This is a genomic window from Algoriphagus lacus (genome assembly GCF_003583985.1).
Classification (GTDB): Bacteria; Bacteroidota; Bacteroidia; order Cytophagales; family Cyclobacteriaceae; genus Algoriphagus; species Algoriphagus lacus.
This window is the reverse complement of the sequence record NZ_QXML01000010.1, coordinates 1-23,290: the sequence shown is the minus strand read 5'-3', so window position 1 is coordinate 23,290 and position 23,290 is coordinate 1. Positions and strand designations below refer to the sequence as shown.

At 38.5% G+C, this 23,290-nt stretch carries 22 protein-coding genes; 1 reads left to right on the top strand and 21 read right to left on the bottom strand.

Going from position 1 to position 23,290, the window contains the following annotated elements:
• Nucleotides 1–575: 575 nt before the first annotated feature.
• On the bottom strand, nucleotides 576–779 hold the full coding sequence (locus tag D0X99_RS16970) for a hypothetical protein (RefSeq protein WP_119479056.1): 204 nt from the start codon (nucleotides 777–779) through the stop codon (nucleotides 576–578).
• A gap of 113 nt (nucleotides 780–892) precedes the next feature.
• Between D0X99_RS16970 and D0X99_RS16965 the strand changes: the two genes are divergently transcribed.
• Nucleotides 893–1,105, top strand: a complete 213-nt coding sequence (locus D0X99_RS16965; protein ID WP_119479055.1) for a helix-turn-helix domain-containing protein — start codon at nucleotides 893–895, stop codon at nucleotides 1,103–1,105.
• Nucleotides 1,106–1,859: 754 nt separating this feature from the next.
• Here D0X99_RS16965 and D0X99_RS16960 read toward each other — a convergent pair.
• From D0X99_RS16960 to D0X99_RS16855, 20 genes are all read right to left on the bottom strand, one after another.
• A complete protein-coding gene (locus D0X99_RS16960) occupies nucleotides 1,860–2,237 on the bottom strand; it encodes an ASCH domain-containing protein (protein ID WP_119479054.1) in 378 nt (125 codons plus the stop codon).
• Nucleotides 2,234–3,727 (bottom strand): PIN domain-containing protein, encoded by a 1,494-nt coding sequence (locus D0X99_RS16955; protein ID WP_119479053.1) that lies wholly within the window; start codon nucleotides 3,725–3,727, stop codon nucleotides 2,234–2,236. Before D0X99_RS16955 ends, D0X99_RS16960 begins: the two co-directional genes overlap by 4 nt.
• 381 nt (nucleotides 3,728–4,108) lie before the next feature.
• On the bottom strand, nucleotides 4,109–4,435 hold the full coding sequence (locus tag D0X99_RS16950) for a YegP family protein (RefSeq protein ID WP_119479052.1): 327 nt from the start codon (nucleotides 4,433–4,435) through the stop codon (nucleotides 4,109–4,111).
• A 1,677-nt stretch (nucleotides 4,436–6,112) separates the two neighbouring features.
• A complete protein-coding gene (locus tag D0X99_RS16935; RefSeq protein WP_119479049.1) occupies nucleotides 6,113–7,333 on the bottom strand; it encodes a hypothetical protein in 1,221 nt (406 codons plus the stop codon).
• Nucleotides 7,334–7,629: 296 nt separating this feature from the next.
• Nucleotides 7,630–8,718 carry a glycosyltransferase family 4 protein gene (locus D0X99_RS16930; protein ID WP_119479048.1) on the bottom strand — a complete coding sequence of 363 codons (1,089 nt, stop codon included), beginning with the start codon at nucleotides 8,716–8,718 and terminating at the stop codon, nucleotides 7,630–7,632.
• Entirely contained in the window at nucleotides 8,715–10,346 is a 1,632-nt protein-coding gene (locus D0X99_RS16925; RefSeq protein ID WP_119479047.1) for a glucosamine inositolphosphorylceramide transferase family protein, read from the bottom strand. The genes D0X99_RS16930 and D0X99_RS16925 overlap by 4 nt, the downstream gene beginning before the upstream one ends.
• Nucleotides 10,347–11,747: a glycosyltransferase gene (locus D0X99_RS16920; protein ID WP_119479046.1), complete on the bottom strand. Its 1,401-nt coding sequence runs from the start codon at nucleotides 11,745–11,747 to the stop codon at nucleotides 10,347–10,349.
• Nucleotides 11,744–12,139 (bottom strand): serine O-acetyltransferase, encoded by a 396-nt coding sequence (locus D0X99_RS16915; RefSeq protein ID WP_199708128.1) that lies wholly within the window; start codon nucleotides 12,137–12,139, stop codon nucleotides 11,744–11,746. Before D0X99_RS16915 ends, D0X99_RS16920 begins: the two co-directional genes overlap by 4 nt.
• Nucleotides 12,140–12,290: 151 nt before the next feature.
• Nucleotides 12,291–13,163 (bottom strand): glycosyltransferase, encoded by an 873-nt coding sequence (locus tag D0X99_RS16910; protein WP_119479044.1) that lies wholly within the window; start codon nucleotides 13,161–13,163, stop codon nucleotides 12,291–12,293.
• Nucleotides 13,164–13,871, bottom strand: coding sequence for an FkbM family methyltransferase (locus D0X99_RS16905; RefSeq protein ID WP_158587727.1), 708 nt, complete (start codon nucleotides 13,869–13,871; stop codon nucleotides 13,164–13,166).
• Nucleotides 13,868–14,752 (bottom strand): glycosyltransferase family 2 protein, encoded by an 885-nt coding sequence (locus tag D0X99_RS16900; protein ID WP_119479042.1) that lies wholly within the window; start codon nucleotides 14,750–14,752, stop codon nucleotides 13,868–13,870. The genes D0X99_RS16905 and D0X99_RS16900 overlap by 4 nt, the downstream gene beginning before the upstream one ends.
• On the bottom strand, nucleotides 14,745–15,605 hold the full coding sequence (locus tag D0X99_RS16895) for a glycosyltransferase family 2 protein (RefSeq protein WP_119479041.1): 861 nt from the start codon (nucleotides 15,603–15,605) through the stop codon (nucleotides 14,745–14,747). The genes D0X99_RS16900 and D0X99_RS16895 overlap by 8 nt, the downstream gene beginning before the upstream one ends.
• Nucleotides 15,595–16,587, bottom strand: coding sequence for a glycosyltransferase (locus tag D0X99_RS16890; RefSeq protein WP_119479040.1), 993 nt, complete (start codon nucleotides 16,585–16,587; stop codon nucleotides 15,595–15,597). The genes D0X99_RS16895 and D0X99_RS16890 overlap by 11 nt, the downstream gene beginning before the upstream one ends.
• Complete coding sequence (locus D0X99_RS16885) at nucleotides 16,584–17,681, bottom strand: glycosyltransferase family 2 protein (protein WP_119479039.1); 1,098 nt, start codon at nucleotides 17,679–17,681, stop codon at nucleotides 16,584–16,586. Before D0X99_RS16885 ends, D0X99_RS16890 begins: the two co-directional genes overlap by 4 nt.
• 1 nt (nucleotide 17,682) lies before the next feature.
• The gene (locus D0X99_RS16880; RefSeq protein WP_119479038.1) at nucleotides 17,683–18,420 is read right to left on the bottom strand and encodes a methyltransferase domain-containing protein; all 738 of its coding nucleotides are present in this window, start codon (nucleotides 18,418–18,420) and stop codon (nucleotides 17,683–17,685) included.
• Nucleotides 18,413–19,285 carry a beta-1,6-N-acetylglucosaminyltransferase gene (locus tag D0X99_RS16875; protein WP_158587726.1) on the bottom strand — a complete coding sequence of 291 codons (873 nt, stop codon included), beginning with the start codon at nucleotides 19,283–19,285 and terminating at the stop codon, nucleotides 18,413–18,415. The genes D0X99_RS16880 and D0X99_RS16875 overlap by 8 nt, the downstream gene beginning before the upstream one ends.
• A 4-nt stretch (nucleotides 19,286–19,289) precedes the next feature.
• Complete coding sequence (locus D0X99_RS16870; protein ID WP_158587725.1) at nucleotides 19,290–20,159, bottom strand: glycosyltransferase family 2 protein; 870 nt, start codon at nucleotides 20,157–20,159, stop codon at nucleotides 19,290–19,292.
• A 26-nt stretch (nucleotides 20,160–20,185) separates the two neighbouring features.
• Nucleotides 20,186–21,079, bottom strand: coding sequence for a glycosyltransferase family 2 protein (locus tag D0X99_RS16865; protein WP_119479035.1), 894 nt, complete (start codon nucleotides 21,077–21,079; stop codon nucleotides 20,186–20,188).
• Between the two features lie 7 nt (nucleotides 21,080–21,086).
• A complete protein-coding gene (locus tag D0X99_RS16860; RefSeq protein ID WP_119479034.1) occupies nucleotides 21,087–22,199 on the bottom strand; it encodes a glycosyltransferase family 4 protein in 1,113 nt (370 codons plus the stop codon).
• Nucleotides 22,200–22,203: 4 nt separating this feature from the next.
• A complete protein-coding gene (locus D0X99_RS16855; protein ID WP_119479033.1) occupies nucleotides 22,204–22,953 on the bottom strand; it encodes a hypothetical protein in 750 nt (249 codons plus the stop codon).
• Nucleotides 22,954–23,290 lie beyond the last annotated feature (337 nt).

Here is a 23,290-nt window from a genome sequence, read left to right as displayed (position 1 = left end):
GTTCGATTTACTCACCAACCATGGTTCGACACTTCGACAAGCTCAGTGCAGGCACGCTCACCACTGAGCTTCAGGTTAAGAAATAGATTGAATGGATAAGCATAAAATCCTCTGCAGCGGAAGGCTTATCGGTTTACGTCACTGCGAGCGGAGGCACGGAGCGAAGCAGTCTCATCAATCGGATTCGTTACTGCGAGGAGCCCCAGAGGGCGACGCGGCAGTCTTATTAATAAGAATTCGAATTTGTGGAAAAGATTGCTTCGTCTATCCACTCTCCTATCGTCGAGTGGCTTTCCTCGCAATGACGTGCGTCACTCCCGGATCATCAGTGGTAGGCCAACCGGAGGGAGATGTCTCTTTTCATCGACATGGCCAGTCGGGCAATCCGGGAGAAAAAGTGTGTTAAGTAATAAATCAAATCGGGTTCTTGGGTTTCCTGGGAAACAATTGATCAAAGACAGTAATAGGACCTGGAAAAGCGGACTCAGGGATGGAATTAATGTCCTCTCTCCTCTCCATTTTATAAAAATGGTAAAGGTGAAAAACCTGAATACGATACCTATGACCCAATGTCTTCATTTTGAATTCTTTGTTTCTGAAAAATAGTCCAACAGCCTAAAGATTTCCTTGATATCCTCCTGCTGTACCTGATCGCCTGATTGGATCTCCACCTTTTCCAAAATGCGGATAAGGGCATTTTTAAACCGGGATGCTTGATTTGCATCCAGATTTATCCGGGGACCCAATTCTTCAGTGTCTCCTTTGTTTCTCTCGATCATTTAATAAGTATTTCTGTAAATATGTAAAGAATATCTAAATATAAAAAATAAATAATACAGATTTTCTAAAGGATTTTAAAGTTTTTCTAACTTAGAATTAAGAAAGACAGAAAATGACAAGACTCGGAGAAGTGTTTCAGAAGAAATCAGTTAACAAGGCTGAGGTTGCGAGGAAAACAGGTTTGAGCTCCCCTAGAATAAGCGAACTCACCTTAAACCCAAAAACAAAACTTACAGCAGCCGAACTTTACCTTATTGCGAAAGCTATTGATGAGGATCCGTGTAAGTTGTTGGATTATGTGTGTCAGGATTTAAAAGATCAGTGAAAGGTGAAGAAGGAGTTGAGCGTCGAATTTGAGAATTAGAAGAATCCATTTTTTTAACAACTACAAAAATCAACTATACAAACCAATCCACTGGTCTTTCAGCCTATTATGAAAGTGAGGAGTAGGGTACCCCAAGCGAAAAGTTATTCATAAAGCAGCCTGAATAATGAATTATTCCGGTGTTAAGGCAAAAGACTTTCACTAATTGAGGGCAAAAAAAAACGTGAGTGGAGACACTCACGTTGGCGAAACAAAGCAGTATAAAGACTGCATTAACTCAGGCAAAGGTCTGGGAACTTCCACTTATACAGATGAAAATTTAATATTGAACATCGAATGATGAATGTTGAATAACGAAGAGCGGGTAGATTTTATATCCACCAAAATATGGAAGGGACTGACCCTGAAAACCTGTCCCGATGAGCGGAGCGATTTCGGGAGGGTAAAATTATTAATAGCTCGGGGTGTACCCCCCCCCCTGGGAGTAGTCAAATTATCGTTTGAATGGGGTGGAATTTGAAATTCCACCCATCTAGGTGTAGTCAAATCCTCATGGTGACTGGGTGGGATTTGCAATTCCACCCTACTATCCTTACCAATTTGTAATTGGCTTTTATACCTTTCCCCACCCCTCTCCTTAAGTAGAGTCGGTCGTTCAGCGGAAAGTCCAGGATTAGTAATCCATGGTCACTTACCCGTCCTTACCAATTTAAAATTGGGGGACACTGCACATTAACCTCTCTAATTTCAAACCTTATGTCCCCTCCACATAAGCAAAAGATTGAGGCGGGGCAATTCCAAAAGCTTCTCGAATCCCAAGTGGCACTCTGTATTTCTTTACTTCTTTCACCTCAATGGCAAAACCAGATTCTTTTCCATTGAAATATTCCCTATAAAAGGCCTCCGATATTCCTGCAAACTCGAAAGTTGATTCCCAAAGCGAATTCAAATCGTCATGGTGGACAGTCTCAATCTCGAACTCTCCAATTACTTTGCTTATCGGTGCAGAAGCATAGACAATTACCGACTTTACAGCCTCATTTTTATAGATTCTTCTCCGAAACTCGAAACGCTTGGTCCCGTCAAAAATCTTTTCGGCGAATTCCGGTTTGATCGATAAAAGAACTTTCATAATCCAGACAATCTTACAAGCTTGGTAAATTGATCTCTTTGCATTTTTGTAATGGTTTTGATGCTGTCCATACTTGGCAGAATCCCTTCATCTAGCATTTGCTTTAAATTGAATCGTTTTTTGAACGAAAATGCATACAAGAAATTGAATACAAACGGTCTCATTTTTGGAAACCTATCCCAATATTCTGCCAATTCTTCATCTGTAAGTACTGATCTCTTCCTGCATATTTGGCGAAGCTCTTCCAAGCTTTTTATACCATCAATCGCTTCCTCAATAATCCCAATCGTGGTAGCAACACCTTTGTAGATTCCTCCAGAGCGGTAAAAAACCACAATATCTCCACGCTTCAGGTTCCTAGTGCTTGAATGAGAAATATAGGACTTTGAAATCGCATTTCTATGCGGCTTATTCTCCACAAAATCTAAAGGGCTCTCGGTCTTCAAAATAGAATCAGGAAACAACTCGGTATGGTAATCAGGCCTAATGGGTACGATATATACATCATTGGTTTTTGAAAGCCAGGGAAAAGTTTTGGAAGGATGGGTTTCGTCAAACCTCACGGAGAAATCCCTAACCAATACTCTTTCAACCCCCGAGGAGGTTGTTTTGATCCCATAATCTTCAAAACCAAACTTCCTCAACAGGCTAATTAAACCTTTCAATTCCGGCCTATGGTCAAAAATAGTCACATAAATCTCATCTACGCCATATTGACGGGCATTGTCAAAAACAATTTTCAGGAATCTTTCCCCAATTCTAAGTCCATTACTAATGACCTTGAATGTTCCGATTTTGAGCCTTTTTTTCGGCTTAAAAGGGGGGGCTATCTGTGAATAATTTTCTTTTTCATCTTCAAGTTTCAAGAACAAAAAGGCTTTGAGTGCCTCCGCTTCATAACATACATAGGCCATTTCATTATCGCCTGCCTTTCCGTTATACCATTTATCAAAACCCTTATAATCATTTCTGAAACCGTCAAAGAATTCATCACTCAGGTTTATATTTCCAAAGTATTCTTTCTTTACTGATAAGACCGAGTAATCCATAAAGTCAGGATTCTCCGAGATCACTTTTTCTAAAAAACCATCAATTCCAAAAACCCGATCTGCGATATTTAAGGCTTTCGATTTTATTCGTATTTTCTTATCCTCTGTAATTAAAAAATCAACCCGGTCAGCCAAGACCTCATTCAACAGCTTTGAATCCTCGATATCGTTTGGCTTGGTATCATACTTTTCAATGATTTCAAGAATCTCTTTCCTTAAAGGTGCCGGTGTTTTCAATTCCTGATAGCTACTCAACTTGATGGCCATAGATTTGACCATTTGGGCACTGGCATGCTTTTGCAATTCCGTAAGAGTCAAGGGATGAACACATTTGGTGATTTTCAAGCGATCAAGCCAATTGAACAAAATCCCAATGTTTTGTTGAGAAACTTTGTCTGTTTCCCGATGAATGACAATGTTGGTATCTAAAAGTACTCTCATTAGAATCTAATTTATCTCTAAAAGTAACCATTCACTTTCCTCCCTATTTGGACTCAATTTTCAATAGGTTCTTGAGGGATTTTCCTTCTCTTCCCCCCCCAAGTAAAGGCACTTAACCTACATAAAAGCAACTGGCTTAATCTTACAAAAGACAAGATTCCTATTTCTCAGTCCTTCTCTGAAGGTTTTATTTATACACTTTCCTGCCCCAATTTGAAAATGGCTTTTATGATTAACCCTCTCTTTCCCATCTTACCCAAACCTTCTCAAAATTCTTCAGGACAAACTTCATTCAAGAAAAGGAGATTTCACAGGGGTGGACTTGATGAATCGTATCCAAAATCAATTTTGGGAAGGGAATCAAAAGCTTACAGAGAGTATTTAGGTACGGTCTTCAATAGTAGCATTTGGGGCATTTTTTTTCACACTTTCTATACCCATATCTCTTGAAAAAGAAGAGGAATACATTTCACTGGTTCCTAAAACCTGATTGTTATTTGCGACCTGGTTAAAGTAGGGTTCATTTCTGGTTGAATTCAGCTTTCTAAAATTAGAATCTGCCACACTGAGTTTGCTGCTGGCAATTCCAGCTAAGCAATTTTGCTTGGAAACATAGGCTTCGCTTGTGATCAGTTTTTCTCCGTTTACCGACATCAAAACCCATCGGTACTGACCATTGCTTGTTTTAGTTACTACATACTTTCCCATAATTTTTAGAGTTTAATTTGATTGACTCATTATTTAAATTCATTTTAGAAGATTTGGGATTAGGTTAAGCTTTTGATAGTCAAACTACTGTTCATCAAGAGCTTACTTGCAAGAAAGCGGGAAATCTCGAACTAAAAAATACCCTGTACAGGGTATTTTTTGAGGTAAAAGAATAAACAGAGGTTAAATTCACACTTTTAACCGATGAAAATTGCCCCACCGTCAGGTGGACAAAAATGCTCTTTTCTGAGAATTAGGAATCCTAAAAATGCCCTATTTTTCAGCAGCTGCATTTGAAACGGGAAATGGGGACAAAAATCCTTGAGTAAAAACAAAAAAACGTGAGTAGAGACACTCACGTTGGCGGAAATCTACCAAAATATGGGAAGAGGACCCTGTAGGTGTCCAATATTATTAGCCCAGGGTTTTAACCCTGGGTAAAAATGGGAAGAGATTTTTCAGCGCTGGCCAAGGAGTCCGATTTGGAAAACGGGACATCATGCCAGCAAGATGGAAACCAAATGGGGTTTTTGAAGGTCGAGGATTTGGTAAAATCGGATTGCAAATCCTAGAACAAAGGGTCGACATTACACAAGTCGAACAGCAGCGGGCAAAAAAAACGTGAGTGGAGACACTCACGTTGGCGGAAATCCACCAAAATATGGGAGGGACTGACCCTGAAAGGGTCAAATTATTAATAGCCCCGGGTAAGGCCTGAGGTACGAAGGCTGCAACCCGGGGTTAAAATAGGAGGAGATTTTTCAGCGCTGGGCAAGGAGTCCGATTTGGAAAACGGGACATCATGCCAACAAGATGGAAACCAAATAGGTTATTGGAGTTTGGGGAGTTGGATTGCAAATCCTATAAGGAAGGTTTGACATCACAAATGTCAAACAACGCAGCTACTAGCAGGAGCCTAAATCCCTATGTTTTCTTGCCTTTTCCTTCGTCACTTTTTGGCGGCCAAAAAGTAACCAAAAAGCCTTGGGCCACAGGCTTTACTTCAAATCGGCTAGATTTTCCAATCCACTTTTAATTTGTTTTCGATTTGATTTTTGGCTCTTCTTCAAACCTAAAAACAGGTGGATCTCCTTCGGTGACTCCGGAGCTAACCTGTTTTCTTAACGGTTTTCCGCAGATCCAAAAACCGTAAATCCTGCATGGCCCAACAGACGACTACTATCCGGAAATGAGGTTGGAGATTTGGAAGACCTATGGGTTGTTGTCAAACCGCTGAAAGAGGGCAAAAGTCGGGTAGATTCGAAATCCACCAAAATATGGGAAGGCCTGAGGTACGAAGGCTGCAACCCGGGGTGAAAAATGTATGCGAATTATTCAGCGCTGGCCGAGTAATCAGTTTTGGAAAACAGAACATCATGCCAGCAAGATGGAAACAAATCCGGGGTTGGAGTTTGGGGAGTTGGATTGCAAATCCTTCAATAATTGGAGATGAAAAAATTATAATAAACTCGGGCACAAGTCGGGAGACTTGCGCCAGTGTGGTCGAACAGCGGCGGGCAAAAAAAACGTGAGTGGAGACACTCACGTCGGCGGAACTGGAATGTTGTTCAGAGGGGAATTACGCCAGTGTGGGATGGGAAAAAGATTGCTTCGGGAAGTTGGGCTTTATATAGCATTTCAAACCTCCAGAGCTCCCCTCGCAATGACGGATAAAAATCAAGCGCTGGGAGCTTCAGCCAATTCCCGGTTTCTTCGCTCCTCTTCCACGATTCGGTTGTAGATTTCTGCTCGTTTCTTAATTCGATTGGTTTTTTCCCAGTCCATAAAGGCCACGATCACGAAGAGCATGTAGTACATGATCTGGGACTTTTGACGGATAATGATGCCTAAATTGGACATCACAAAGGTCATAGATATGGAAATGGAAATAAAAACAATTGCCGCCATCTTTACCATAGCCGGTGCTACCCGGATGTAATCGATAAAACTCTTTCTTAAAATCCTGGAAAACATGTAGATGTATAAGGCATTTTCCATGGAGACCACCAAGCCAATAGCATTGGGAGAATCCACAAACAGGGGCCGAAACCAAAACGTGAATAACTTCATTGGCAAACTATAGGAAGCCATATCAACGGCAGATCCTGCTGCTTGAAGACGCTGAGCGTTGAGTGCTGTTTCTTCTTCAAAACTGGCCACCACATTGTTGGGGTCAAAACCCAAAAAAACCAACAAGTCCTCGTAAACAAAAATACTGATCGCAATCCCTCCGAATGCTGCAAGGTATTTCTGATAAGTAGGGACTTTTTCCTTACCCAAAATAAAACCCACGCCCATTCCAATCAGCACTGCAAACAGGATGTGAGGTCGAATCATGTAGCAAATAAATCCACCCAAAACCATATGGATAATTCGCTTTCCGGGCCAGGAAAGTCCATATGTCAATAGGGCCAAACCGGTAAAAATATAGGCTCCTTTTCCCAAAGATGCCGTCCAAAAATGCATGTTGGGCAAAAACATAAAAATGGTAATCGCATCCCAGCCTTCAAATTTTGGATTGAAGCGAAGGTTTTCCTTCATGAAACAGTAGAAATATACAAAGCCCCAAAATCCCACCCAGGTGGACAGGAACATCATCATGTCATAATTAAACCCAAACCACTTAGCAAAAGGATAATTGACCCATTCGATAAAAAGTGTTCCCGGTTCAAATGCATCAAACCAATTTTGGTAAAGCCTATAACTTCCAAAATAACTTACTGAATCTGATCGATTGAACTGTGCATAAGTCCAATACACCAGACCAAAAAACATATGGTAGGCAAACATCTGGTTCAGAAGGCCCGCCTTAAGCCACTTGTGTTCTTTTTGGAGATTGTCCAAAATAGGCTGGGAGGCGAAAAAGAGGAAAAAGACAAGTAAGGCAGCGCCGAGCAAGGGAAAGGGAAATTGTTTGGTTTAAAGATAATATGAATATTCGCAATCCTGCCAGTGCAAGAATTCAGGGTTATGAATGTTGCAGATATTCGTCCACTGACCACGGACGACAGTCAACAGCAGGTGAATTTGATTTTTAAAGCCTCTTTAATTTGGTTTGTTGTCAAAAAAGCGGAATCATAAAAGATTATGAATGATGGGAAAGGGAAAAAGTTAAACGTTGATTCTTTAAAAGTTAAACGTTAAATCGTTAAGCGTGAAATTTGAGGATGGATTTGAGAACCGAAGAATTCAAATTACTTGTTTGTGGAAAGGAGAGACCTATAGAACTGTTCAAATAGAAGGCTTATCTGTGAAAGGGAATAGTTGGTTGAAACCATTTGATAGGCTTGTTTTAAAATCACCATTTTTTGTTCATTATCCATAGTTAATACTTCTTGGATAGCCTTGACAAAGGCATTCGTGTTTTGGGGAGGAACGCACCAACCGGTTTCCCCGTTTCTTAGAACTTCCGGAATACCTCCCACTCCATAGGCAATCACCGGAATCTGATGCAACATAGCTTCCAAAATAACCCCTGGAAGTCCTTCAATTGTACTGGGGAGCAAAAGAATTGCATTCTTGGAAATATGGGAAAATGGCTGGCCCACATTTCCAAAAAATTCGACCTGATTCTCCAAATTCCTGGCTTTTACCTCAGCTTTTACCTGATTCCATAGCGGCCCTTCCCCAATTAAAATCAGGCGGAAGCTGGGATCTTTATCGGAAAGGCGTTGGAAAATATCCAAAAGTTCCCCGTGATTTTTTTCAAAAGTGAAACCGCCAATGTGGACCAATTCCCTTTTCCCTTCTTTTGGAGAACACATCGATTGTAACCTGGTCTCTACTCCTATGGGAATCACAAGAAGTTCCGGTTTATTTAACTTGAAAAACGAACGCATATCCTCCTGAGCCGTCTGACTTACCGAAACAATTCCCTCGACCTGATTCAACAAAAACTCATTGTACTGTTTGATCCAAAAATGGGAAATATAGCTGCTTATCAAGGAGGCATTTCTGAAAATCACCGGAACCTTCCACCCAAAAAACAAGCGGGATAATACCGTGAATTTCAAGGTGTCTCCGGCATTGGCCTGAATGATATCGGGAGATTCTTTTTTTACCAAATCTGCAAACGACTTCCAGGCCTTCCAATCCCAAAGTCTATTCTTTAAGGGTCTGTTTAAATGAATTTGTCTTCCGGTGAACGGAAGTACGAACTCTCCCTCAAAAATTGAAATTAAGATTACTTCATGGCCTTGATTTACCAATTCCTCGGATAAAAGTGAGGTAAATAATTCCACACCCCTAGCCTGTGGTTTTTGGATAACTTGAAAAATCTTCATTTTCTGGAATAGGCGTCGGAAAAAATCCAGGAGGAGGTAAAGTTGAAGGTATGCATTCCAAAAACTCCTTTTTCCTCATCCCCTTCCATGATTCTGACTGTTTTTTCAGAATATTCTGATTCACTCAGGCTAAGAATTTCCTGAATTTTAATTCGGTGCCCATAGCGCCTCCCGGAATCTTGGGCAGGTCTATAAAATTTACCATCCTGCTCGAATATTCGTCCTGCCGGCCTGGAAGATCGGACATCCGAAACGATGGGATTTAATGCATGAGGAATCCAATCTGGATTTACCAGATTCTTTGAATAGTAGACATAAAGCTCCACAAACCCCGAAGTTCCTGGATGAGGTCTTCGATTGACGAACAGCCAATAGATTCCGTCCTTTTTTAAAATTGTCGGATCAAAGGCTTCTCCTTCAAAAAATACTCCGAGACTTTCCCATTTATATGGAAATTCGAAGGATTTGTAAATGAATAACTTGCCTGACTCAGCAGATTCAGGGATCAAAAAATGACTTCCATTTTCTTCCCAAACAAAGGGATAGGATAAATGCCAGTTTTCCTCCAAGATGACCTTTGTTTTCTGCAGGGTATTTCCGTCCCAATGTCCTACTCCTATTTTCCCTTTCTTCTGAGAGTAGTCGAACTCCTCGAAAAATACCCAAGTTTTCCCTTCAAAATCCAAAGGAAATGGATCAGCCCAAAACGAACCCTTTTCAAGGGTCTTTTCAGGAAATGGTGTTTTTTTAAATTCAAAGGCTTGATTTAAAACATCCTGCTCAGAAGTACGATTGGCCACCGTGATTTCCCAATAGGGCTTTTTTGAACCTTCAGAAATCTTCCGTGCAAAATTTCTGGTCCAAAGTCCTAACCATGCGGAAATCATTTTTGAAGAATTAGGCGGAGTTAAAATTGGAACTTTCTCTTTTTTGGGAGCCTGAGAATTTTCAACTTTTCTCTTCCATTTTTCCAACCTCAATACCGAAATTTCATTTAGTACCCTCGCAATAAAATAGCTGGAAGTCCAAAATACTTTGTTTGCATTACGCTGCACAGACAATGGATCTGTTTGTGCATGTGACTGATATAGGACCATACCATCGTCCAATTTTTCACTGAGTTGGAGTAGTACTGCCCCGGTAGTTTCCTCCTGATTCATTACCTCCCAAAAGCCGGGAGGACCTCCCCTGTATCGTAGAGGGTCTCCATGATGATAAGACCAAACTCCCAAGGGTGCGAGATTCAAGATGTCCCCTTTGATAATTCGAAAGCCAAAACGAAGGATTACATCCGGCTTGGATAATTTGATCTGTTCGAGAGTGTCAGAAGTAAAATAGTCCGAGTACTTTTTTTGGACAGGTTGAGCCAGTAGTTTGGGGACATTCCAACCGGGGATAGAGGTCAGATTCTTCTTAGAGAATGCGTCAGGTTGTTTCAAAAAAAGTTTCCGATCCAGGTATCGGTACACCCGATAAAGGAAGGGGGATTTTTTCCCGCTCGATTTAGGTGATTCGTTGATGACTGCCAAAACCAAACGGGCATTGGGCACTTTGGTGACCTGAAGAATAGACTCATAAACCCAAGCCGAAACTTCCAATGAATCCAACAACAAGACAATTCGAATCATTTATGCTTTTTGGTTTTGCTGATGGATTTTTCTAAGCAAAGCTTCATATTGTTTGGCAATCACCTCGATGTCAAATTTTTGAACAGAAACTGATCTGGCTTGATCACCTAGTTCTTGCATCAATTTGGGATTTTCAATTGCTGTTATCATCCTTTCAGCCATGGCCTCCCAATTTCCAACAGGGAACACCAAAGCACTTTTTCCGGACTGAACAGCTTCCAGATTCATCGGGATATCGGAGGCGATGATCGGGATCCCTGCCATCATGGCTTCAACCAAGGCTCCGGAGAAGCCTTCGTACCAGGAGGGAAAGATGAAACAATCGAATGATTTCGGATTTCGGATTTCGGGTTTCGGTTGTCCAAAATCTTGGACAAGTAGTAATTCGCTTGGATTATCAATTTTTCCTGGCAGAAAGACGGAGCCATTTAATCCTAGGTTTTGGATTAGGCTTTCCAAGTCTTTTCGGTAAGAACCTTCACCAAAAATAGTCAGGGTACAGTCGGGATAGGTTTTCAGGACTTGGGCAAATGCGCGGATGGCATCCTGAAAGCCTTTACGCTCCAAAAGCCGGCCATAGGAAATGAAGTTTCGAATAGGTCCCGTCACTGCGAGGCTTCCTTCCTGAATGCCTAATTTGATTTCTTGACTATTCGAAGCCGAAGCAGTCTCCTCGGGGGAAAGTTCGTAATCATTCAAAGATTGCTTCGCTCCTGCGTCACTCGCAATGACGTCCTCCGTCACTGCGAGGCTGCTAACCGCTAAATTAGATCTTACCTCAGAATCCTCAGCAGCCGAAGCAGTCTCCTCATTAAAAGAATGTTCTCTCTGAGAGATTGCTTCGTCCTCGTACCTCGTCCTCGCAATGACGGGAACGGGTCGGCCGCGGTAAACAACCGAGATTTTTTCTCTATTTAAACCAAGCGTTTTGACATGTGAATCAGCCAAAACATTGGCATTGGCGATCCAGTGGATAGGGATACCGGCGGTAAGGCGATCCAACCAATGGACAAACTTATGTTTTAACCCTTTTTTATCTGTCCAGGCTATAGGGCTGTAGGAGTCATTGACCAAAGTACCGATCAGGGGAACACCGGTAAGCATCGATGCTATTCGAGTGATGATATCTGCGCGCCAGAGACTTGAGATCAGGAGATCGGGTTTCTCTTTTTTGATTAGCTGGACCAGTCTCAAGATTCCCTTAAGCAGGTGGTATTTCTCGGGGATATCCAAAAAAAAGAGCCGAATCCCGGCTCCTAAGTAATTTTCTTTCAACTCATACCTCGGATAGAAATAGACTACCGAGACTTCCAAATTCTCAGAAAATCTGGATATCAATTCCAGATTGCTCCGCTCTGTTCCGGCATTGATTAAGGCATCTTGGGTAAAAAGGATTTTCAAAAGTGGAAATTAATATAGTCCTCAGAGGTTTTTCCTTCAATGATTTGTGCAGGATTCCCCAACACCATAGAGTTAGCAGGAACATCAAAATTGACAAAACTAAGAGGCGCGATTAAAACATTGTCTCCTATGCTAATATTTCCCACCAATACTGCATTTGCACCAATCCAGACTCTATTCCCAATTTTCGGAGCTCCTTTCCTAGGCCCTTTATTAATTCTTCCAATGGTTGATCCTTGGGCTAAATTACAGTTGTCACCAATCACCGCCTCGTTTGAAACTACAATTGCTCCGTAATGTCCAATGAACAGTCCTTTGCCAATTTTTGTAATATGCGGGATTTGAATCCCATAGGAAGACTTGTTAATATGGAGAAAAATCCGAGCTATCAAGCCAAGAGGATTGAATCTGGAAAAATGGGATGAAGCCCTTAAAAACACCACAAATCTAAAGCAGGGATTGGTCAGATACATTTTTAAAAATGATCCCCATCCTTTTTTTGTATATCGGTATTGATCTTGGGTAATACCCATATTGATTAAGTTATTTTAAAGGAATCCTTTTAAGGGTAAGTGGATCTACTCTTTTCCCCTTTATTCCTCTTAGCCCATCCCAAATACCCATAAATCGGAATTTAACCACTTCCCATTTATTCTTACCAAATAAAACGGCGTGAAGGATAAATTTCCCATGCCGATGGATATACCCAAGGCTGTCTTTTAGAGAAGGATAATCTCTTAGAATTAATAGATGATTTCTGGAATGGTAATAACCTCGCCAAATAATTGATCTGGAAGAAAGTTGACTTCCCAAATGCAATCTCTCAACTAATTCATTCCCATCTCTCCAAAGCCAAACTTTGAATCCGTATTTCTTCGCCCTTTTACAATATTCATAATCCTCTGCCATGATAAAATAACCTGGATCGAGGTTGCCAATTTTTTCCACTACCTCTTTTGAAATCAAGGCATTATCCACTAATACGAAATCAACTTCTCTGACATTAGGTGCAGGTTCTGGCACATAAGGCATTCCGTATTTAAAGTTACACCCAATCAAACCCATAATTCCCGGTTCATTTTGCACTGAGAGTTTGGAAATCAAAGTCGATAAAACATCGGCATTGGGAAAACTATCGTCATCCATCAGCCAGAAAAAATCCGGATTCCATTTTTGCTTTGCAAAGGTCATTCCGGCATCCAAACCTCCGGACCAGCCGATATTTTCCCCAATTGGTAAAAAATCAAGCTCAGACTGGGATTCTAAAAATTCGAGAGTTCCATCTGTGCTCCCATTCTCCACAATCACCACATATTCTGGAAGTCTTTTTTGCCTTCTTACAAATTCCAGATTCCTTTTTAGTGTTTTCAATCTATTGAAGGTGACTATTATGAGCGCAACACTGTACTTCTCCATTTAGCTTTTGTAATAGATTGTGAGTTCTTTGGTAAGGAACTTCTGAAATCCAAATGGGGTAACAACCTCATCAATCAATTTACTGCATCCGGGCTTGAGGCGATCATGAACCTCAATCATCATCATGTTGACTTTTGAAAGCCATTCAGAGGAATTGTATTTAAACAATTCAAATTCTGCCCCTTCAATATCAATCTTTAAAAGATCGATTCTAGAAAGACCATATCTTTCCATCAGACCAGAAATAGTTATGCCCTCAACACCAGCTTTTTCTACGGGATCTGCGGCATGGGTTTCAAATCCCCAGCTTCCGATTTTGGGATCATGGATTTTCAAATTTACATTTTCATACCAGAGTCCTGCTTGGATTGGAATTATACAGGGATTTTTCCCTGTGTTTTTTTCCAAAATTCTAAAATTAGAAAGAACAGGTTCTATGGCATAGATCTTTGCTGATGGAAATTTTGAAGCAAACCATACCGGGGAGTAACCCACATTGGCACCTGCATCCACAATCACCTGAGGATCAAATCTTTCGGGAAAGAAATGATACACCTCATCCAAAAAAATCTGCTTAAATACCCGGATATCCGAATCCCCTCTTCGGATTATGAGATGCCCATACTTCTTTTCAAAATCAAAAGACTTGAAATAGGTAGATAGATTTTGAAGCCTGTAGCCAAGAGAAGTATAAATTCTTTTATTCATTCTAATCCCTTTAATACCCCATCTTTTAAACCTTTGAATACTATGTTCATATTCAAAACTCCATAATTCCATCCAAATCGAAAACCTATTAGCATTTTTGAAATTGATTTTCCTACGTTTATCCAATAGGCAACCATCATTCGGTTTTTCCTTAAAATCCAAAGTAAATTTCGAATGCTGTAATATTCCCTTGAAATAGAGTTAGAGGATTTTTTACTGTAAACAGGTCTTTCAAATTGAGCTCTTTGATACTTCTCCCTTAACTCCAAAAATATCCTGGAATCAACCAAGGATAGGTAACCAGAACTTCCCATTTTCAGATCAAAATCCAATTCTTCAAATCCAAAGAAAAGCTCCGGTGATGTCAAGATTCCTTCTCTTATGACAGCCGAATTAATAATCTTGGATTGGTTTCCGGAGATTGTATCTACTGCCACAACAGGACTTTGTTCCAATTCGATATTTTTAAGTCTTAAGGTTTTCCCTAGATTTTTATCAAATCGTTGTCCAACAACCCCCACCTGACCAACTTTCAGGTGGAGGTTGGATTGGATGAGCGAAAATAAACGTTCAAAAGTATAGGGATAAGGCGGAGGGTCATTATCATCTCCCCAATAAATCCATTGAAATCCTTCTTTTGTTAACATTTCCAATCCGATTTTTGCAGCCCCAGCCGGACCTGAATTATATCCGACAGCATAGTACACTAACCTAGGATCATTCAGATTTTGAATTGCTGTTTTGGTAACCTGATCTGCGGAATTATCGATAATCCATAACTTTTGTGGAGGGAAGGACTGTGCAAACACCTGATTGATAGTATTCAGCAGGTCTTCAGGTCTCTGGTAAGTGATAATAAAACCTCCAAATTGCTTATCCATTCAGGGAAGACTTGATAGGGTAAATTTTCTTGGCCAGAAATGGGAATTTTGAAATTCCCCATCTTACCAGAGTATCTAACTTCCAGGGTTGAAGAAGAAAAGCTTTCCTTAAATCTTGAGAAGCCTGCCGATAGTCCCCTAATCTCAGGTAGTTTACGCCTGCTATTTGGTGATACAATCGCTTCACCTTGGGGGACAAATAATCCTGATGTTTAACAAGGGTATGGCGAATGGAATCATTCATATTGCGAAGATTTTTACTTCCCCCATCATGGGATTCTTGGTATATCAAATCAGCGGTTTCAATTTTCTGAATGGATTCATTCATTTTCTCGAGCCGAAAAAAAAGCTCAGAGTTTTCTCCAAACCTTAATGCCTCATCGTATCCACCCAATGAAAAAAATAGGTCTTTCTTAATTGCAAAAGTCCCTGTCAATGGCGGAAGATATTTACTTTGACTGGGCAAAAAAACCTTATTTTTTCCTGATCCAGCAAAGATCAATTCATAGCCCATCTGAAAAACCTGACAACCAGGAAAGCCTCTTATGGCATTTTTAAAATTCATCAACCATGATTCCTTAACGGTGTCATCTGAATCCAAGAAAACCAACCATTTGCCTTTAGCAACAGATGCACCTAAATTCCTTGCTGAGGTAACACCTTTATTTTCTTGGAATAAATAAACAATTGAAGGGTATGAACTTATAAGATTCGAAGTGCCATCAGTAGAGCCATCATCGGCAATAATAATTTCATAGGGAGGAAAGCTCTGATGTTTGGCTGCTTCAATAGCTCTTCCTATTGTTCCTGCCCGGTTATAGCTGGGGATAATTACTGAAAACCTAGGATCCAAAGTGTTTTTTCAGTTGGCGGAAATGAGTTGTGGCAACTTTTCCCTGACTAAGGAAAGCCCTCATCTGAGACTCCAAAATGGCAAAAGACAACTGGTTTTCCGGTATGGAAGGCTTTCCCATCCATAGAATAGAATACTTGATGTATAATAATACTGACTTACTGGTACTGGAAAAATACTTGAAGATGAACCCAATCAAGGGTCGAAATGAAGATGAAAAGTAAAACGTATAAGCACTAAGCAATCCCACACTTCCGGAAATGCCTCTCTTCAATGTTAAGTAATAGTCCCAGGTCAATCGTGAAGCAGGAATCTGATGATAAAACCTGAGCTTTTCCGAGAAGGCCACCTTGTGCCCCATTAGTTGCATAAGCCAACACCATTCCACATCATCTCCTGCGCTCATTTGCTTTCCTTTTCTTCCGCTGAGCACTGGATTGAATCCTTTTTGAAACAGGTCTAAAAGAGGATTTCTTAGATAGGTTGAGCAAGCTCCATAAACATGAACTAATCGCTTTCCTCCCGAATTTTCTACCTGCTGAGGCCCGACGGCATAGCTCGAGGAATATCGCTCAAACCAGCCCGGCTTAGTTCCAAGAAACTCGGGAATCCCCAGACTTCCCAATACTCCAATTCCGGAATTCCGGGAAAGAACTTGCTGACACTGAAACAGGAAATCTGAAAACAAGACATTGTCATCGTCGCAAAACAACACCCAATCGTACCGAGCTGCCTGAAGCCCTGCCAATCGGGCATAGAGCAAACCGGGTTTTTCTTCTTTTATTACGCTCCATCCACCCAAAGGAAATGAGGAATTCAATTGTGTTTTAACCAGCTCTCCTGTCCCATCGGTAGATGCATTATCCACCACCAGAATTTCATATTCCGGGGAATTTTCCTGGCTTACCAAGGAAGAAAGACAATTGGATATTCTATTCGCACCGTTATGGGTACAGACAACAATGGATATCGAAAAACTCAAAAACTTAACTTATTAATAATTCCACCCAGTATTCTGCCGAATCTTAAATGATTCCTTTTTTTGAATTGGGCCGAAAAAACCCTTTTTAAAATTTTCTTGGTTTCATTTTCAGAATATCCAATAGAAATAAAAAATTGGTGAAAAGAAGGTAGGTTTTCGGTTAGAACTTTTTGAATCAATTCAGGGGTTAAAAAATGCTTAAAACTCAAATTGGAGGATAAACCCTCCCAATCGGTCATACTAAAAGACCACTTAAACTTTTCCTCTTCAAACCAGGACTTACTTTCCTCAATTAAACCCTGAAACAAACTTACTCCAAGACAATTGATAAAATGGATTTTAAATCTTTCTGGAAGATTAATATCATAGTCTTTGTTTAAAGGTAAGGTTACAGAAATCCTAGAGTCAACCATAGCTGCTCTGGAAGAAACCTCACACAAGGCCGCATACATTTGCTTAGGCTTTTTACTCATGCTACCCGCCACATACCGATAGGCAACCAATACCTGATTCATGGAATGTATTCTGAAACCGGATTTGGCAGCACGGATCCATAAATCCCAATCCTCACAGCTTTTTAGCGAAATATCGAAATCCCCAACTGACTCCAAAACTTCTTTCTTTACAAAAAAGGATACGGGCGGAGCTAAATTTCCATTAACCACTCTAGGAAGAAATATTTCCTCAGATTGAAATCTATGAGTGTGGATAATTTTATCTCCCAAATAATAACTATATCCTGAAATACAAACATCTATTTCGGGATCTTTAAACTTTTCAGCCACTTGTTCCAAACATCCGGGAAGTAACCAATCATCAGCATCCAGAAAATGAAGAACATTACCATTCGCAACTTTGATTCCTGAATTCCTTGCAGCAGAAAGCCCAAGATTTGATTGTGTGATTACTTCAATACGAGCGTCAGAAGCACTTAATTTTTGAGCAATTTGTCCAGTTTGATCCGTACTTCCATCATTGATAATCCACAATTCCCAATCTTTAAATCCTTGGGCAATGACAGATTCCACTGCTTTGCTTAAAAAATGCCCCTGATTGTAACAAGGAACTATGATCGAAAAAAGGGGAGCAGGCATTCTAAACCTTCTTTCCAAAGAATCTCAAACTTTTGATTAATGATTTCAAATAAAAAAATGCACCTACTTTGCCTTCTTTGATCCGATCCAATTGGTTTTTAAGCGTGAATACTTCTTTATTCCTTTGATTCCAATATTCCGGGAGGACGAGATCCAAAGCTCCTACTTCGGCATGTTGAATTTTATTCTTTGAAAAGATCAATAGATTCTGTCGGTACCAAATTTCTACCTGAGGATTATCCCAGATTTTTGGACGAATCAGATCATACACTTCAAATCCATTCCTTTTAAACTTTTCAATCCAAAAGGAAGGCCACTGCTCATTCAAATGATTTTGCCCACCTTGATTTGGGATTGCGGCTGAAAAAAGGACCTGATCTGAATGCCGGCACAAGGAATCCACCAATAAATCTGATGAAGTAATTGGAAGGTGTTCGGCAACCTCCAAACAAATGGCAAGCTCAAATTTTTTTTTTAGGTCAAATTCAAGGGACAAATCAATTGATTTGAACGAATCCAAAGGAATGTTTTTGGCCAAAAGATCCCTGTTTACATAATCCCCATCCAAACCGAGAATCTCCAGACCTTCTTTTTCCTGAAACACACTCAGCCAAGTTCCTATACCGCACCCCACATCCAACACAGAATCAAAGTCCAGAATCTCATGAAGCAATGGGATTATTACTGATGCGGCTTTTTTGTTGTGAGTAGCCTCATCGTGGATGTAAAGATTATTCATTGAAACTCACCTTGAAATTTGGGTTGGTTATGATAAACTTCCTACCGAAAAGATAAGGGGAATTTAACAAGCCTATAATTTCACCCTCATTCATTTCTTTGGGACTTTTTTGACCAGTTTCCCAATCGATATAGCGAAATCTATCTTCTGAAATCAACAGTTTATCGGCCTCATAATCCATCATCAAAATGGTTTGAATAATGATTTCTTCCGGAAGGGTAACGAATTTCAGTCGATGAAAAAAAATGGGATATTTTCTGATATTGGATAATAATCGCTCCACCCCAGTCCGGTGCATCATGAAGTAGAATTCCCCTCCATAAAAGGTTTTTCCTCTATCCAATTGAATGAAGATGCCAGAAAGAACTTTGTAGAATGCCTTTAAAACCCAATTCCCGATTTCAGGATGGAAAATGATCCTTTTCCCCTTCCAGATTAGTTTGATATGCCTTAATCTATCTATTCCACCTTTTTCCCAAGTTAGTACAGGAAAAGGGATAACGTTTACAAAGTTGGTTGGGAAATACTGGGATAAAGTACGATTGATAAAATCAGGACTTTTCAGAGGAAAATCCTGCCCACTGAGATGAATAAAATAATCAAACCGAACTTTCTCATAATCAATTGCCTGTCGAAGTCCATTGAGCAAAGCTTTGACACATTGATAACTCCCCCAATAGGAAGTTTCTCTTTTTACCCAGGAAATTCTGCCTTCATACTTCCTCAATTCATCTTTAAAGGGACTTATGTCAATACGTTTATCAATATGAATAAAAAAAAAGTAATCGGAATGAATCAAATGTTCTATTAAGATTCTAATCTGAGTAGGATTCTTATATCCTAAAATGACAAAAGCTACTCTCACCTGATTAAACTCGATTTCGCTTTTTAATCAAATTAAGAACCCAAGCGGGGGAATATTCGGCTAGAATAATTTTTTTTGAAAACCAACCCAATTGAAAAAATAAGTCAAAACTCAACTTTCTTAGGAGAATGGACCTTTCATTAATCTTCTTCTTTGAAAAGCTACATGAGGACTGATTTTCATGTAACCGAAATCCAGTTAACTGCTTCTGGATATATCCAAACTTATATTTGGAAAAGACTCGTAGTGAGAATTCCAAATCCAAAAATTGAATTAACTGAGTATCAAAAAGCCCTACATTTTCAAATACTGATTTTCGAAAGAGCATGGTGGAAGGTTCACCAAGCTTATTCCATGGCTTGACAAAAAATAAATTACGGTCTTTTAGAATACGTTTTCCTAGATAAATCCCTGTTTCTAAAGGATCTGCCCATTTATGATTAAGTTCCCCATTAGCGTTATACCAGTTTACATGTGCTAAATTGGTTTCATCCATAAGGATCCTTCGATCAGAATAAACTAATCCTACCTCATCATCCGATTCCGCCATTGCGACCATATCACTGATGCATTCAGGAAACAGAACATCATCCTGAAAAAGAAACTTAATGTATTTGCCGGTTGCATGCCGAACACAATTATTCCAATTCTTCCCAATTCCCCGATCAATATTTGTGACCAGCGTGAAAGGAAAATGGTTTTCACGTAAAAAATGTTCAATGATTTCTATCGAACGATCATTGGACTGATCATCAGAGATAATAAACTCCAAGTTGGAATAAGTCTGTATTTTCACTGATTCCAAGGCTTCCAATAAAAATTCGTCACCATTGAAAACTGGAATACAAACAGAAACTAAAGGAAAAATATTCAAAATGTTTAAAATTCAACAACCCAATTTTACATTATAAAAAATCTAACAAATGCTTTAAACCTATCTACAGGAAGAAAAAAATGTAAAACAAAAATAAACTCATTCCAATCTTTCAAGTGTTTATTATGTTTTAAAAATTTAAAATAATCCAAATAAAATTTTCTTTTACAAATAGTCTGAATACTTTTATCAATTTGAAAATTTTTTTCTATTTTTTTCTTTATTCGAACTCCTTCAAGTAGTCCAGTTAATTTATTTGACTCTTGAAATCTAACGGAAGTGTTATGCCACCTGAAAAAATTCAACTTACAATCTAAAGCAATCAGTGAATTTCCTTTTATTAGTTCAATCCAAAAAAGATAATCCCCTGAAAGACGAAAATCAGTTATTTCAATTAATGTAGAACTTTTAACAAGACTTTTTCTAAATACAACTGAAGATGCATTTAAAATAGAATTATTAAAATACATGTAACTATTAACAAACTCATTACCACTGAATTTACCTTTAAATACAGTATTCATTGGACCATCTATTTTTTTACTATTTCCATCTACATAAACAGAGGAGGAAACAACCAAGCTGACATCATGATCATCAAAATAAGGAACACAAGTTTCCAAGAATACTAGATCTGAAAAATCATCTGATTCAGCAATCCAAATTAGATCACCTTTAGAACTTTCTATACCTTTTACCCATTGCCTAAATGGACTACCTGAGTTTTTATCATTCCTCAAACAAAAACTAACTTTAGGATGCTTTAAAAAAAGCTGAAGATATTCCCAGCTTCCATCAGTAGAACAATCATCTAGCAGAATAACTTCAAAATTTTCAAAAGTTTGATTGAAAATTGAATCCAATCGTTGTGGTAAAAACCGCTTATGATTAAAATTCGGAACAATAACTGATACAAACATAATTTCGCTAAACGGAAACTACAGATCTAATCACGGAATAAATTTCAGGACATATCAAATCAGGAGTAAATCTAGAGAAAAGATTTTTGGCAGATTGACCATCTTGGAATTTAGCATCCTGGTCATCATAATAATAAATAATTTGTTTCCCCATTTCCTCTACATCTAAATATGGCACACATTTTCCACCACCATGCATTAGAACCTCTTCAGTCCCAGTTGCACCTGAAAAACAAATTATTGGAACTCCAATTTGGGCAATTTCAATAGCCGCTAACGGAAAAGGGTCTTCCCTTGATGTTAAAAGAAAAATGTCAAAACTCTGATATTCTTTCCTAGGTTCTTCAACCTCTCCAACAAATTCAATTTTTGAAGAAATACCTAACTTTTCTACATCATTTTCCAAAATTAAACTATCAGGATATTGAATGGATCCAACCCACTTAAACTTAATTCGCTTTTCTGGAAAATTTTTTGATACCCAATTAGCAACCAACACAAAAATATCTGTTCCTTTTCTCCAATGGCCTGTTCCTGAACCACCCACTATAAATTCATCGCAACATCTCGGATTAAAATTTAAAGAACCAAGGTTCAAACCTGAAAATTCATAGATTGTGGATATCTTACTAGATCTTACACCAAAGTCATGATTAAGCATTTTACGAACTTTATCTGATGCAGCTATGAAATAATCTACACTTATGTTAATATCTTTAAAATTTTCCACAAGCAATTTAACAATTAATGCAAGTTCATGAACATGACAAATAATTCTTGGGTTTCCGATACAACGATTTTTAAGGTGAATTGAAGTATTAAGACTTACAACTGAGTTAGAATAAATAATATCGTACCTAAATTTTGAAATAACATCCATTACATTAGATTTATTTACCAACTTATTTATGATCCTTCGAAAAACACTATATCTGCTTTCCTTTTTTTCAAAATAGTTTAAAGTTAATTTTTTAAAATCAGATTTCAATACGCCATCACCGAGGACTAAAAGATCAAATGAAACTTCAGGATGTGAGATTTTCAACCATTTTAAAAAATAAAGAAGCATTAAGGGAGCACCTGTTCTACTTGCATCATGAGAAACGAACAAAACTTTCATAAGATTAAAAAAAACCTGGTTTAAAAATAAGGATTAAATTGTTATCATGAGGATTAAACTCATTAGGAATTTTAAGTATCATATATCTTACATTACCTCTCGAAATAGAAAATTCAGGTAAATATTTAACCCAACTTGAAATTTCAGATCTAGAAACATCTTCAATGACATATATTCCATTTGATTTAAGCTTATTAAATGAGTTTTCTAAAAAAATCTTGTTAGCAGAAAAAACATGCAGTCCATCCTCAATAATAATATCAAATTCTTTGTTTAATTCTGAATTTGAAACCCACATTTCATTTATTGATATTGGATTAGTCTGATCACAAAAAAAGGTTTTTATTCTATCCTCTTGGAAGAGAATAGAATAATCAATGTCTGCTCCAAATACTTTTGCATATGGAAAATACTTCCTCCAAGCCCTCAATGAAGCTCCAGGTTTTCCATTAGGTCCCATATTAGAATCAAATTTCTTATCAGACGTTCCAAGTCCTAATTCGAACAATAAAATTTCTTTATTTCTAAATTTTCGAAAAAGGCTATGATAAATTGGAGTGTAATTATGTCGACCCTGACCAGCAAACACTCCCTTATCACTTCCTTCATTTAACATGTACTCACAAAGCAAAGTGGTTTTATTCACATTAAATATAAATGGGATAGTAATTAAATCCCAGAATGAAAAATTATTTAGTAAACCAGGTCTAATTATCAAAGAATTTTTAAAAAATCTCTTAAAAAAAAACTTCATTTTAAAATCTTATTGATTGAAAAATTCAACCTCTTTTATATAAATCCCTCCAATATATTTTAAGGATGGCACCTTCAAATAGTCAGTATTCTTATTTTCAACGTTAAAATAAATCACATCCTTGAGCATAAAATAATCCAATAAGGAATCTCCTAAAAAAGCAGAAACATAATATTGACCAGTATGAAGAATCAATCCCTTTACTGATATTATAACGGTATCAGAAGAACTTGATTTAATTTTAGAATCATAAAACCTATTGTTAAGCCAACAATTACTTTTGTAAGTGTGGATATTGAGGATTCTGAGAATGGAGCCTTTCTATTCACTGTAAAGT

Bases quoted from the DNA above. Each gene is read 5' to 3' on its own strand.
- D0X99_RS16970 (WP_119479056.1), bottom strand. From the start codon at position 779: ATGATCGAGAGAAACAAAGGAGACACTGAAGAATTGGGTCCCCGGATA.
- D0X99_RS16965 (WP_119479055.1), top strand. From the start codon at position 893: ATGACAAGACTCGGAGAAGTGTTTCAGAAGAAATCAGTTAACAAGGCT.
- D0X99_RS16960 (WP_119479054.1), bottom strand. From the start codon at position 2,237: ATGAAAGTTCTTTTATCGATCAAACCGGAATTCGCCGAAAAGATTTTT.
- D0X99_RS16955 (WP_119479053.1), bottom strand. From the start codon at position 3,727: ATGAGAGTACTTTTAGATACCAACATTGTCATTCATCGGGAAACAGAC.
- D0X99_RS16950 (WP_119479052.1), bottom strand. From the start codon at position 4,435: ATGGGAAAGTATGTAGTAACTAAAACAAGCAATGGTCAGTACCGATGG.
- D0X99_RS16930 (WP_119479048.1), bottom strand. From the start codon at position 8,718: ATGAAGATTTTTCAAGTTATCCAAAAACCACAGGCTAGGGGTGTGGAA.
- D0X99_RS16925 (WP_119479047.1), bottom strand. From the start codon at position 10,346: ATGATTCGAATTGTCTTGTTGTTGGATTCATTGGAAGTTTCGGCTTGG.
- D0X99_RS16910 (WP_119479044.1), bottom strand. From the start codon at position 13,163: ATGGAGAAGTACAGTGTTGCGCTCATAATAGTCACCTTCAATAGATTG.
- D0X99_RS16905 (WP_158587727.1), bottom strand. From the start codon at position 13,871: ATGAATAAAAGAATTTATACTTCTCTTGGCTACAGGCTTCAAAATCTA.
- D0X99_RS16900 (WP_119479042.1), bottom strand. From the start codon at position 14,752: ATGGATAAGCAATTTGGAGGTTTTATTATCACTTACCAGAGACCTGAA.
- D0X99_RS16885 (WP_119479039.1), bottom strand. From the start codon at position 17,681: ATGCCTGCTCCCCTTTTTTCGATCATAGTTCCTTGTTACAATCAGGGG.
- D0X99_RS16880 (WP_119479038.1), bottom strand. From the start codon at position 18,420: ATGAATAATCTTTACATCCACGATGAGGCTACTCACAACAAAAAAGCC.
- D0X99_RS16865 (WP_119479035.1), bottom strand. From the start codon at position 21,079: ATGTTTGTATCAGTTATTGTTCCGAATTTTAATCATAAGCGGTTTTTA.
- D0X99_RS16860 (WP_119479034.1), bottom strand. From the start codon at position 22,199: ATGAAAGTTTTGTTCGTTTCTCATGATGCAAGTAGAACAGGTGCTCCC.
- D0X99_RS16855 (WP_119479033.1), bottom strand. From the start codon at position 22,953: ATGAAGTTTTTTTTTAAGAGATTTTTTAAAAATTCTTTGATAATTAGA.